The organism is uncultured Sphingomonas sp. (assembly GCF_913777625.1).
In the GTDB taxonomy this organism is placed as follows: Bacteria; Pseudomonadota; Alphaproteobacteria; order Sphingomonadales; family Sphingomonadaceae; genus Sphingomonas.
Genome location: NZ_CAJYTI010000027.1, coordinates 119,258 through 131,681, shown reverse-complemented (window position 1 = coordinate 131,681; position 12,424 = coordinate 119,258). Strand labels below are relative to the sequence as shown.

Below are 12,424 nucleotides of genomic sequence, written 5' to 3'. Positions count from 1 at the left end.
TTCGCACCGCGAAGGCGGACGGCATCATCAACGCCGTCGCGCAAAATACCCATTACGGCTTCAGCAATCACGAACCGATCCGGGAGAACGGCTCGGAAATTGCCGATCCGCATCTGACGATCTGTGTCGAACTGGTCGGCGATCGCGATCAGCTCGACCTCTTCTGTCGCCGGCATGGAGATCTGATCGGCGACAAGGTGATCGTCTACAAACGACTGGAGCATTGGACTATCACGCGCAAAACTGAGCTAACCAGAGCCTGATCGGCGTTCCCGTAAAGGAACCTGTAGCGGGACAGTCGCGGCGGCAATCCCAGCGGGAGCCGTCCAAGGAACCGCGTTTCCCAAAACCTGTTCCCGATTGCGCTTTCCCAAAACAGCCTGTTCGAGACGGAGAAACGGGACAGATCATGCATAACGAAGGCAGGTCTTGGGAGCCCGGCTCCCCATCCATATTGTCCGACTCTAGGCGATCGATACCTCGCCGAACTGCGCGAGGGCGGTTAGCCTTTCACGAGGTAGAAAATGCAGGTCAACGCTAGGAGCGCGGCCGCTCCAGCGGCCCAGAAATGACGACGTTGTTCCGCCCGCCGCGCAACGGTTGCTTCCGCAATCGCGATGACTCCGAAGCCGGCGATGCCGAACACCATGACGATCGTAGCATATACCGATTGCAGCATCCTCGTCTTCCCCTTCGAGCCCAAGCATCGGTGGGGGCGCCTATATGGAAGCTTAACGTGTGGCTGCTTCCGGTCACAAGACTTGCACTTTGACCAAAGCGCTAATGCCAAGTGCTTCTCCTCGTCGCCCAGGTGGGGCCCTGCGGATAGCTCTTAGAAGACCAGCAGCCGCTTCGACGGTGCTGGCGCGTCGCTTAGGAGCTTCATTGGTCAATTATAAATGTCCGCAACTGGGGCGGGAGCGGACCGGCAGCTTTTCCATCATCAGCGGACAGTTTGCTTTTCCCCGGCGGCGGTGTCCAGCTGACGCTTAACGCGGGGGAGGGGCGGTCTTCCCCGTCGCTTTGGGGGCTCGTTCCCCAATCGACAGTCATCCAGAGCCACGCGCGGCGTAGCGAAAACGCCCACCGACTGTGAGCTGCGAGCTGGCGCATTGTTGTTCCGCTGCCGGTGGTGCGGGTTGGCGCTTTGCAAGGCCTGCGCCATGGCAAGGGCTGCGCCAAGCCGCTTGTTCTCGACGATCTCGGCTTGGTTGACCCGCTGCATCTTGTCGTAGACGCGGTAGGGCAGTGCCACTTCGCCGTGCCGCACCTCGATGCGGCCATCGGGATACTCGCAGACATGAACGCGCTTTCGGGCCAGCGTCCGCGCCAGGGGCGTCGGCTCCAGGATGAACATCGCCTTGTTGTAGTGGAGCGCCAGAGCGCCGGTGACAGAGCGCTCGACGCGCCAGACCATCTCGGCTTCCACGTTCTCGTGCGGGGCGAGCGGCCGATGCGCGTCCCGAGGATCCGCAGGCGGGCAGGCGAACTGAGCATTGTGGCGCAGGAGGTAAGAGGGGAGAAAGGTGTTGGCCTCTTCGATGGAGGAGATGCCTTCAAGCCGCATCGCTTTCACGAGGCGGTTCTGGAGCGTGCTGTTCGCCCGCTCGACCCGCCCCTTGGCCTGCGGCGAGTTGGCGCAGATGATCTCGACGCCGAGCTTGTCGAGCGCACGGCCCAGGTGCGACATGCCGTCGCTGTCGGCAGTCGCGCGGTTGTTCCGAAAGGCGCTGTGCTTGTCCGAATAGAAGGCGATCGGCTTGCCGTGGCGCTCGAGATAGGTCCGGGTCGCCTGCAGGTAGGAGAGGGCGCTCTCGCTTTCCGCCATCTCGAGGTGCATCAGCTCGCTCGTGGCATCGTCGATATAGACCAGCAGGCTGCAGCGTGGCCCGCGACCCTCGAACCAGTCATGATCCGAACCATCGACCTGGATGAGCTCGCCCCGGCGCTCGCGCCGGTTGCGGGTTTGGTGGAGCCTGGCGCGCTTGGCGGCCTTGGCTTTCCACAGGCCCGCGCCGATCATCAGCTGCCGCAGCGTCTCGTGCGACAGCGTGATGCCGTGGCGCTCGGCGAGATACTCGGCCGCCAGCGTTGGGCCGAAATCGGCGTAGCGCTCGCGGACGATGCCGAGGATCTGCTTCCGGTAGGTTTCGCTCAACCGGCGATTGCTCGGCCGACCGCGCTTCCGGGATATCAGGCCAGCGGCGCCGTCAGTGCGGAACCTGTCGAGCAGCCGATACACTTGGCGCCGGCATAGCCTGAGCAGCTCGCCAGCCTCGCTTGCGGTGATCTCGCCGCGCTCAACCCGCTGCAGCGTTTCGTACCGTGACAACTCGCTCCGGCTCATCGCGACCACCGTCATCAGCGTGCCCCCAATTGCTCGGGCGGCATGCCACTCGGAAGGCGCCGACCAGAGATTGTGACATCTCTATCTGGCGGATGAGTGACATTTGTACGTTGCGCTTACATTTACGCGAGGAGCGTAGAACCGATAATATGCGTTATGTAAATTACTTCCCGTGCGCGGGAACGGGGCGGACCCCGCGGGGCCCGCCCCGGCACCCTTACCAGTTCACGCCAAGCCGCGCGTACAGATAGCGGCCGTTGAAGCCGAACGGAGAATAGGACGGGAAGCCCACCACGCCGGTTGAGTTGTTTGCCGCGATCGTGCGGTCCGGATAGATGTCGAACAGGTTGCTCGCACCGATCGCGATCTGCGCGCCCTTGCGCGGCTGGTAGCGCAGTTCGAGGTCGCTGATCAGATGCCGGCCGGTGTGGACGTCGGCCGCTGGCGTGGTACCCGGCTGGTTGACGTCGCCATAATAGGTCCCGCGCAGCGTCAGACCGATCGAGCCCTTGCTCCAATCGATGGTGCCCGTCACCTTCTCGCCCGGTGTGCCCTGCTCGATCGTCAGCACCCGGCTGCGCGCGAACAGCACTGGCGCCGGGTTCACCGTCGCCGTACTGGTCGGCACGCGGGTGACGACGATCTCGTTGACATTGCCTGCCAGCGTCAGGTCGAACGCGCCCGCCGCATCGGCCGGGTTGCCGATCCGGTAATGCGCGACCGCGTCGATCCCGCGGGTGCGCGAGCGCAGGCCGTTGATGAAGAAGCGCGCCGAGGGCACGTTGAACGGCGCGAGGATCGCCGCGACCTGCGGGCTGAAGCTCGACTGGATGTTCTCCGACAGCGCCAGCTGGTCGCGCAGGCGGATCTCATAGGCATCGACGCTGAGGTCGAAGCCACCGGCACGGAGTACCGTGCCGAGCGAGATATTGGTCGACTTTTCCGGCTGCAGCGGCTTGCCGCCGAGCGCCGCCGCCACCGGCGCGGTCGAGGGGAAGGTGCCGGTGAGGATCGGCGTGCCGTTCTGGATGACCTGCGCGACCGAGGTGAAATATTGCTGCTGCAGGCTGGGCGCGCGGAAGCCGGTCGAGACCGTGCCGCGCAGCGCAAACCACTTGGCGATGTCGTAGCGGGCGGAGAGCTTGCCGTTGGCGGTGTCGCCGAAGTCCGAATAATGCTCGCCGCGCACCGCGACGTCGACGAGGAGCGCCTGCGTTACCTGTGCTTCGAGATCGACATAGCCGGAAATGCTCCGCCGCGACCGCTGGATGGCGTTGACCGGCGCGAAGCCGCCAAAGCCTTGCGCGCCCGGCGACTGCCCGGCGACCGCCCCGGTCTCCGGAACGTCGTAGGAGGCGCGCTCGCCCGGGGTGATCCTGTAGCCCTCGCGGCGCCCCTCGGCACCGAAAGCGAGATTGAGCGACTGGAGCACATCGAACTTGCGCCGCACGTCGAGCCCCGCGACCCACTGGTCGAAGATCACCGCGCCATCGTAGAAATTCTTCGGGCTCGCCGCGCCGTACGCATAATTGGCGGAGTTGCGGGTGCGATAGGCAATCTTGTTGCGGCCATAGCCGACGTGCAGATCGACGCCCCACGCCCCGACATCGCCCTTCACGCCCACCGCCCCCACGGCATTGGTCGACTTGGTGTTGATGATCGGCAGGAAGCCGTTCGGATAGCCGACCAGCGTCGTCGTAGCACTTGCCAGGCGCGGAAACGCCGCGCTGCGGGTGTCGCGATCCTGATAGCTGCCCCAGCCATAGAGGCTGAAGCCGCCGCCGATGCCCTTCCCGGCATTGATCGTGCCGGTATATTGCTCGACCTGCGGATCGCCGAAGCGGCCGGTCACCTGGGTCGGCGTCACGCGCGGATCGAAGTCGGCGCGGTTGGTCGGCTTGCGGTTCACATATTCGCCGGTGATCGTGACGAACCCATCCGATCCCAGGCCGAAGCCCTGCCAGGCGGAGGCGGTGAAGGTCGGCTCGCCGGTGGTGCTGCGACTGCCGCGCGCGGTGTTGATGTCGGTGTGATAGATGCCGTAGGTCGCCGACGCTGCGCCGCCGGAGCGCGCCTCGCGCAGGCGCAGGTTGATCACGCCGGCGATCGCGTCCGAGCCATATTGCGCCGAGGCACCGTCGCGCAGCACCTCGATCCGCTCCAGCGCCGCGGTGGGGATGGTGTTGAGGTCGACCGCCGCCGAGCCGCGCCCGACCGAACCGTTGACGTTGAGCAGCGCCGAGCTGTTCACCCGCACGCCGTTGACCAGCACCAGCACCTGGTCGGGCGACAGGCCGCGCAGCGTGGCGGGGCGGATGGCGTCGGTGCCGTCGGTAGCCGAGGGGCGCGGGAAGTCGATCGACGGCGCGACGGTCGCGACTGCGGCGGCCAGCTCGGTGGTGCCTTGGCGGGAAAGCGCCTGGCTGCTCAGCACGTCGACGGGCGAGGCGGTGTCGAGCCGCGAACGCCCTTCCGTCCGCGTGCCGGTGACGACGATCTCGCTGACACCGGCATTGGTGTCTGCCTCTGCCTGCGGTGCAGGCTCGGCGGTCTGCTGCGCCTGGGCGTCGGCCGAGGCCAGCGCACCGGCGGACGCCGCGATCAACAGTGCGGTACGAAATGGACGCATAGAAACCCCCTATGTTCTTGTCTCGATCGAGCCGACAATTCCCAGCTTCGACGTAGGATTGCAGGAAAGAAAAGGTTCGCCGGGGGAAAGCGCCTATAGTCGGTTGCTGCAACCGAGCTCGAACGTGTCCTCTACCTGTGCGTTGGCGCGGCGCTGAAAGGCTTCGGCGCGCCGTCGGAAGGCGGCGGCGACCACCGGGTTGCCGCAAGCGGCCGCGCGGGCGCGCTCTTCCTGGGCGCGGCGTTCGAAAAAGATACGGGAACTGGGCATGGCGGATCTCCCGTCCCGCTGCTGCGGGGTGTATTGGACTCCAACCGGCGCGCCACAGGTTTCGTTCCCTGTCCTAGCTTCGCCCTCCGGCGATCGCGCCGAGCGCCGTTGCCAGCGCGTCGAAGACGGCGCGGTAGCGGGCGCCGTGGCGCAGATCTTCGTGCATCACCACCCACACCGGCAGCGGCAGGTCGAGCGCATCGGGGAGGATCCGCACCAGCGCCGGGTCTCGTCGGGCGGCGACCGTCTGGCAGATGCCGATGCCGAAGCCCGCGCGAACCGCTGCGAATTGCGCCGCGTCATTATCCACCCGAAGCGCGAAGGACGTGCGGTCGAACCCCGGCAGGTGGCGCATCGCCGCGCGGATGAACGGCGTTTCGGTATCGAAGCCGATCAGGTCGTGGCCGTGGAGGTCGGCCAGCGTGGCGGGCTCGCCACGGCGCGCGAGATAGTCGCGGTGGGCGTGAAAGCCGAGCCGCAGCGTCCCCACCGATCGCGCGATCAGGGCCTGGTGCACCGGCTCGGTCATCCGCACGGCGATGTCGGCGCGCCGCTGCAAAAGGTCGTCGAGCGCATCCGACAGCGAAAGTTCGAACTGCAACGCCGGATGCGCCTGGCGGAGAGACGCGAGAATAGTCGGGAGGTGGAGCACGCCCACCGCCTGGCTGGCGCTGATCCGCACAGTCCCTTCCGGCAGATCGGGCCGGCCATGGGCGGTACGCTGAAGCGCATCCGCCGCCGCGACCAGCGCTTCGGCATGGGGTTGCAGCGCGAGCGCCCGGTCGGTCGGCGACAGCCCGCGCTGCGAGCGGACGAACAACGGTGCGCCGATCCAGGCCTCCAGCGCATCGACATGGCGCGCAAGGCTTGGCTGCGTGAGGCCGAGCACCCGCGAAGCCGCGGACAGCGAACCGGTCCGCAGCACCGTCGCGAAGCTCCGATAGACGTCCCAGCTAGGCGCGTTGCTCATCGATTTTCGTATAACGACCCGCCGCCAATAGGCAATTTCCGTTTGTCTGCTCGCACGGCATCACCGCTCCACAAGCAATGGAGGCGATGATGGCGACGACACGAACGGCCCTGATCCTGGGCGCAACCGGCGGAATTGGCGGCGCGATGCGGCAGCGGTTGCTGGCGGGCGGCTGGCAGGTCAAGGCGCTGACCCGCCGCCCCTCCCCGCTGTTGGAAGGATGCGAGCAGATCCTGGGCGATGCGCTCGATCCGGTCGCCGTGCTGGCTGCGGCACAGGGCGTATCGGTGATCGTCCATGCGGTGAACCCGCCGGGCTATCGCAACTGGGCGACGCAGGTGCTGCCGATGATCGACAACAGCATCGCCGCGGCACAGGCGGTGGGCGCGCGCATCGTGCTGCCGGGCACCGTGTATAATTATGGGCCCGATGCCTTCCCCGTGATCGACGAGGCCGCGCCGCAGCGCCCGCGCACCCGCAAGGGCGCGATCCGGGTCGCGCTCGAACAGCGGCTGACCCGGGCCGCCGAAGAAGGACCGGCCAGGGTGCTGATCGTCCGCGCCGGCGACTATTTCGGCGCCGATGCCGCCAACAACTGGTTCAGCCAGGCGCTCGTGACCGCAGGCGCGCGCCCGAAGGTGATCCGGGTGCCGGGGCGGCGCGGTGTCGGCCATCAATGGGCCTATCTGCCCGATGTCGCCGAGACGATGGCGCGCCTGCTCGATCATCCCGCCTTGCCCGACGTCGCCAGCTACCACATGGCCGGTCATTGGGACGCCGATGGACGGCAGATGGCGGAGACGATTGCCCGGGTGCTCGGCGATCCTGCCGTGCCGATCCACCCGCTGCCCTGGTGGCAGCTGCGGCTGGCCGCGCTGTTCCTCACCACCCCGCGCGAGCTGATGGAGATGCGCTATCTGTGGCAGCTGCCGCTCCGAATGACCAACCAGCGGCTCGTCGAGATGCTCGGCGCCGAACCGCACACGCCGCTCGACGAAGCAGTCGCAACGACGCTGTCCGGCCTGGGCTGCCGCTGACGCCCTGGCGATCAGGCGATCAGGCGAGCGTGAGGTAGAGTTCGGCTTCGATCACCCAGCTGCCGTCGATCTCCCGCCACTTGGCGGTGTAGCTTCCGCTCGCCTGCACCGCCCCGCCGCCGGCCGACGCGCCTTCCCACCGGCCATGCTCGAATGCGATCGGCGCCACGGGCGATACCAGGATCGTGTCCGGCAGGCGGGTGTAGACGGTACGGTCGCGCGCGGCAAATTCGCGCTTCCAGGCAAGCAGCTGCGCCTTGCGTCCCTGGATCACCGCGCTGTCGGTGCCCGCAACCAGCACCACGTCGGCGCCGAGCAAGGGACCGATCGCGGCGAGATCGGCAGCGGCAAGCGCGCGGTTGAAGGCGGCGCGCGCCATGCGGATGGCGAGTTCGGGAGAGGCCTGCATGCGCCTCCTCTACCCGGCGTACCCGGCGCCGTGAAGCTGCACGCTCGCGTCGAAAAGAGGGTATCGCGCGGTGGATTGCCAGGTCTGCCGCGCCGTGTAGAGTGCGCGTATCCTTGGCTAAATGCCTGATCCGGAGACCCTCCTTGCAGCTCAAGCACGTCCTTCTGGCCTCTACCCTGTCGATTGCGGCGATCGCCGCCCCGGCGCTCAGCCGCAAGCCCCAGCAGACCGCCCCCGCCGCGCCGAGCGCCGAGGCTACCCGCTATGGCAGCTGGGGCTTCGACATCGCCGGCATGGACCGCAGCGTAAAGCCGGGCGACGACTGGTACCGCTTCGTCAACGGCAGCTGGACCGATCGCACCAAGATTCCCGACGACCGCTCCACGTACGGCGCCTTCATCGTCCTGCGCGATCTCTCCGAAGCCCGACTGCGCAGCCTGATCGAAGGCTATAGCCCGACCGACGTCGCCAACCCCGATCGCCGCAAGGCCGCGATCCTCTATCGCGACTTCCTCGATGAGGCCGCGATCGAGAAGCTCGACGCCCAGCCGCTGGTCCAGCGCCTGGTGCCGGTGAAGGCCGCCAAGACCCGCGCCGAGCTCGCCCAGCTGATGGGCAAGTCATTCGGCGGGTTCGGCGCCAGCTTCTTCGGGGTGGGCGTGAGCGACGATCCCAAGCAGCCCGATGTCTATGCGCTCAGCCTGCGCCAGTCCGGCCTGGGCCTGGGCGACCGCGACCTGTATCTCGATCCCAAGTTCGCGCCCCAGCTGGCCCGCTACCGCGACTATGTCGCCCAGCTGCTCGGCATGGCGGGCTGGGACGATCCGGCGGGCGCCGCCGCCAAGGTGGTGGCGATGGAAACGCGGATCGCCGAGGCGCACTGGACCCGCGCGCAGAGCCGCGACCGCGACAAGACCTACAACCCGGTGAGCCTCGCCGAGCTCAAGGCGCAGGCCCCGGGCTTTGCCTGGGATGCCTTCTGGCCGGCGGCGGGCCTGTCCAAGGCGACGCGGGTGATCGTCGCGCAGAACAGCGCGGTGCCGAAGATCGCGCAGGTCTTCGCCGATACCGATCTCGATACGCTCAAGGCCTGGCAGGCCTTCCGCATCGCCGACGACATCGCGCCGATGCTGTCGAAGCGCTTCGCCACCGCCCAGTTCGATTTCCGCTCGAAGTTCCTCAACGGCCAGCCGCAGGAGCGCGAGCGCTGGAAGCGCGCCGTCTCGTTCACCGAACGCGCGATCGGCGAAGGCGTCGGCCGCGATTATGTCGCGCTCTACTTTCCGCCCGAGAGCAAGGCGAAGATGGACGTGCTGGTCGGGAACCTGCGCGTGGCGCTCGCCGGCCGCATCAAGAACCTCGCCTGGATGAGCCCGGCGACCAAGGAGCAGGCGCTCGCCAAGCTGCAGGGCTTCACCGTCAAGGTCGGCTATCCGAGCAAGTGGCGCGATTACAGCAAGCTGGAGGTGCGCGCGGGCGACCTGGTCGGCAATGCCGAGCGCGCCGGCCGCTTCGAATGGGACTATCGCCGCAACCGGCTGGGCGGCCCGGTCGACAAGGCCGAATGGGGCATGACGCCGCAGACGGTCAACGCGTACTACAACTCGGTCAAGAACGAGATCGTGTTCCCGGCGGCGATCCTGCAGCCGCCCTTCTTCGATCCCAAGGCCGACGACGCGGTCAATTATGGCGGCATCGGCGGCGTGATCGGCCACGAAATCAGCCACGGCTTCGACGATCAAGGCCGCAAGTCCGACGGCAACGGCGTGCTGCGCGACTGGTGGACGCCCGAGGACGCGACCAAGTTCGAAGCCCAGGCGGTGCGGCTGGGCGCCCAGTACGAGGCCTATAGCTTCGAGGGCCTGCCCGGCGTGCATATCAACGGCCGTGCCTCGATGGGTGAAAATATCGGCGATCTCGGCGGCGTGATGATCGCGCTCGACGCCTATCACGCTTCGCTCGGCGGCAAGCCGGCACCGGTACTCGACGGGTTCACCGGCGACCAGCGCTTCTTCCTCGGCTGGGGCCAGGTGTGGCGGACGCTGTTCCGCACCGAAGCGCTGCGTCAGCAGCTGATCAGCGATCCGCATTCGCCGGGCCAGATCCGCGCGGTCAACCCGCTGCGCAATGTCGACGCCTGGTATGCGGCGTGGAACATCGATCCCAGCCAGAAGCAGTATGTGGCGCCCGAGGATCGCGTCCGGATCTGGTAAGCCAAAAAAATGCGGCCGGGAGCAGGGCGTGCTCCCGGCCGCGAGGCTGCGGGGGGTATTAGAAGTCGATCCGCACCGAGGTGCTGATAGTGCGGCCATTGATCGAGCGGGCACGGACGATGCCGTTGGCCGGGATCGCCCCCTCTTCCGCCTCGGTAAAGCCGCGGACGTTGAAGAGGTTATTGGCGTTGAGCGACACCAGCAGCTTCGGCATCGGCCGGAACTGGGCGAAGGCGTTGACCTGGGTGAAGCCCGGCAGCTTCAGCTGATTGTTGTCCTGCGCATAGCTGCTCGTCGTGCCGACGATGTTGGCGCCGATGGCGGCGCGGCCGATGTCAACTTGCGGGGTCGCCTGGAAGATCAGCTGCGCCTGGCGCCGCGGGGTGTTGCCGACCACGCCGGGGTTCAGCGCGTCCGCAACGATCCGCGAATGGGTCCAGGTGGCGCCGGTCATCAGGCTGAACGGGCCGTTGCGATAGCCGCCGTCAAATTCGAGGCCGTAGGCGCGGTAGGTGCGATCGATGAACACCTGGCGCGTCGCCTCGTAATTCTGCTCCTCGGTGCGCGCCCAGAAACCGGTGAGGTTGAGCGTCAGCCCGCCGCGGCGATATTTAGCGCCCAGCTCGGCCTGGTTGACGAAATCGACCGCCGCCGAACGGCTGACCAGATGGCCGTCGGTGGTGCTGACTGCAGGGCCGAACAGCAGACGATCGGCATTGGCGCGTGCGCCGCGGCTGTAGCGGGCGAAGACCGACATATAGTCGACGAAGCGGTAGTTGATGCCGGTCGAATAGCTCCAGTAATGATAGCTGTAGTTGACCGGGGCCGGGCTGGTGAGCGGGATCACCGCCACCCGCGTCTCCGCATCGGAGATCACCCCGTCGCCGTTGATGTCGCGGCTGGTCGTGCCCACCCGGTTCCCGCCGAGATCAGCACCGGCGATCGAGCCGCCCGCGTCGCCGAAGTCGTAGCGGAGGCTGGCGCCGACCGAGATCTTCCCCTGCTGGTAGTTGAGCGAGGCGAAGGGCGCGTTGACATTGTAGTCGACGCGGTAACTGCGCCGACAGCATCCGCCGAAATAGGCCGCGCCATAGCCGTAGAACCCGTCCTGCGTGACGGCCGTGCCGCCGGCGCGGCGCACATTGACCAGCGCTGCCTGGCCGCCGCCGCGCACATCCATCAGGATGGAGGTCCATAGCCAGTCGGTATCGATCGTCTGGCGCGACTTGTAGAAGCCGGCGGTGGCGGTGAGCTTGCCGCGGCCGAGCTCATAGACTCGGCTGGCGCGCAGATCGTTGGTGACGTTGTTGAGGCTGTTGAGCTTGGTGTCGAATACCACGAGCTGCGCGAGCAGGCCGTTGCCGTTCAACGCAGCCGGATTGGTGATCGCTTGACCCGCATTGGGGCCGTTGGCATAGGAGAGCGTCGCCCCCGCCCCGCCCATCGCCGTGGCGATGGTGCCGGCAGCATCGACATTGGCCGGGAAGTTCGAGATGAACCGACCGGAGATGTCGGAGAAGCGGAAGCGATCGGTCACCGTCCAGCCGGCGAGCAGCGTCTCCGCCTCGAACCCGATCGCCTTGACCAGCGGGTGCTGGCCGTCGCGGACGTCGTCGGTCACCAGATTGTTGTTGCCGTCCAGCGTCACGTTGCGGGTGAAGTTTGGCGTCAGCAGCTGGTCGCGGTTCGAGCGGAAACTGGCCAGATCCTGATAGACCGGGTTGGCGTTGGTGCCGCTCACGCGCACCGGCATCGGCAGATAGCCGACGGCGCTATCGTCGAGGAACTTGCCGTAGAGGCGGATATGCCCGCCGGTGAATTCCTTGGTGACGTTGAACTTGAACTGGCCGCCCTTGTTGCCGTCATAGCCGATGCGGCGCGGGCCGGTGCCCTGGCGGTAGAAGCCGCCCATGTGGAAGCGCACGCTGTCGGTGAGCTTCGCGCCGTAATCGAAGTCGAGGCGATAGTCCTTGTAGTCGAGACCGGTGCTCGCCTGCACCGCGCCGCCTTCGGTCTCGCCGGTCTTCGAAATCATGTTGATCACGCCGCCGGGCGAGTTCGACGCGAAGGTGGAGGCCGAGCCACCGCGGATCGACTCCACCTGTGCCAGGTTCAGGTCCGCGCGCAGGAAGATGTCTGCGTTACCGAAGGTGATGTCGCCGAACTCGAGCACGGGCAGCCCGTCTTCCTGCAACTGCAGGAACTTGGCGCCGCCCGACGCGATCGGTAGGCCTCGGATCGAGATATTGGCATTGCCCTCGCCGCCCGAGCTTTCCGAACGGATGCCCGGCAGACTGCGGAAAATCTCCGCGACCGATCGCGGCGCTGCCTTCTGGATGTCGTCGCTCTTGAGCGAGCTGGTGGAAATGGCGCTATCGAGACGATCCCGGCCGCGCGCGACGGCAGTGACGACGATCTCTGCGGAGTTTTCGGCCTCCGCCTTCTTGTGCTCCTCCTGCGCGAACGCCGGCGCGGAAGTTGACACCAACAGCGCGCCGATCAGGGCCATGCGTCCGCTACGGATCATACGGGGATCGATACTCACCGCT

Annotated in this window: 10 protein-coding genes; 3 read left to right on the top strand and 7 right to left on the bottom strand. The window is 66.7% G+C overall.

Features of this window, described 5'->3' with window-relative positions; translation table 11 throughout:
• Positions 1-263, top strand: a 263-nt coding sequence (locus QZ814_RS14660) for a hypothetical protein (protein WP_294272499.1), incomplete at its 5' end; no start/stop codon positions are given.
• Positions 264-502: 239 nt separating this feature from the next.
• Here QZ814_RS14660 and QZ814_RS14655 read toward each other — a convergent pair.
• The 5 genes from QZ814_RS14655 to QZ814_RS14635 form a co-directional block, all read right to left on the bottom strand.
• On the bottom strand, positions 503-679 hold the full coding sequence (locus QZ814_RS14655; protein WP_294333609.1) for a hypothetical protein: 177 nt from the start codon (positions 677-679) through the stop codon (positions 503-505).
• Positions 680-943: 264 nt separating this feature from the next.
• On the bottom strand, positions 944-2,362 hold the full coding sequence (locus tag QZ814_RS14650; protein WP_126002919.1) for an ISNCY family transposase: 1,419 nt from the start codon (positions 2,360-2,362) through the stop codon (positions 944-946).
• Positions 2,363-2,564: 202 nt separating this feature from the next.
• The gene (locus QZ814_RS14645) at positions 2,565-4,976 is read right to left on the bottom strand and encodes a TonB-dependent receptor (RefSeq protein ID WP_294333606.1); all 2,412 of its coding nucleotides are present in this window, start codon (positions 4,974-4,976) and stop codon (positions 2,565-2,567) included.
• Positions 4,977-5,069: 93 nt separating this feature from the next.
• Complete coding sequence (locus tag QZ814_RS14640) at positions 5,070-5,246, bottom strand: hypothetical protein (RefSeq protein WP_294333603.1); 177 nt, start codon at positions 5,244-5,246, stop codon at positions 5,070-5,072.
• Between the two features lie 73 nt (positions 5,247-5,319).
• Positions 5,320-6,216 carry a LysR family transcriptional regulator gene (locus QZ814_RS14635; RefSeq protein ID WP_294333601.1) on the bottom strand — a complete coding sequence of 299 codons (897 nt, stop codon included), beginning with the start codon at positions 6,214-6,216 and terminating at the stop codon, positions 5,320-5,322.
• Between the two features lie 89 nt (positions 6,217-6,305).
• Here QZ814_RS14635 and QZ814_RS14630 point away from each other — a divergent pair, with 89 nt between their 5' ends.
• On the top strand, positions 6,306-7,253 hold the full coding sequence (locus tag QZ814_RS14630; protein WP_294333598.1) for an NAD-dependent epimerase/dehydratase family protein: 948 nt from the start codon (positions 6,306-6,308) through the stop codon (positions 7,251-7,253).
• Between the two features lie 19 nt (positions 7,254-7,272).
• Here QZ814_RS14630 and QZ814_RS14625 read toward each other — a convergent pair whose 3' ends face one another.
• Entirely contained in the window at positions 7,273-7,662 is a 390-nt protein-coding gene (locus tag QZ814_RS14625) for a DUF4440 domain-containing protein (protein ID WP_294333596.1), read from the bottom strand.
• Positions 7,663-7,805: 143 nt separating this feature from the next.
• On the opposite strand from QZ814_RS14625, the gene QZ814_RS14620 reads away from it, so the two are divergent.
• Positions 7,806-9,875, top strand: a complete 2,070-nt coding sequence (locus QZ814_RS14620; protein WP_294333594.1) for a M13-type metalloendopeptidase — start codon at positions 7,806-7,808, stop codon at positions 9,873-9,875.
• Between the two features lie 58 nt (positions 9,876-9,933).
• Here the strand turns inward: QZ814_RS14620 and QZ814_RS14615 are convergent, their stop codons facing one another.
• Positions 9,934-12,402, bottom strand: coding sequence for a TonB-dependent receptor (locus QZ814_RS14615; RefSeq protein WP_294333592.1), 2,469 nt, complete (start codon positions 12,400-12,402; stop codon positions 9,934-9,936).
• Between the last annotated feature and the right edge of the window lie 22 nt (positions 12,403-12,424).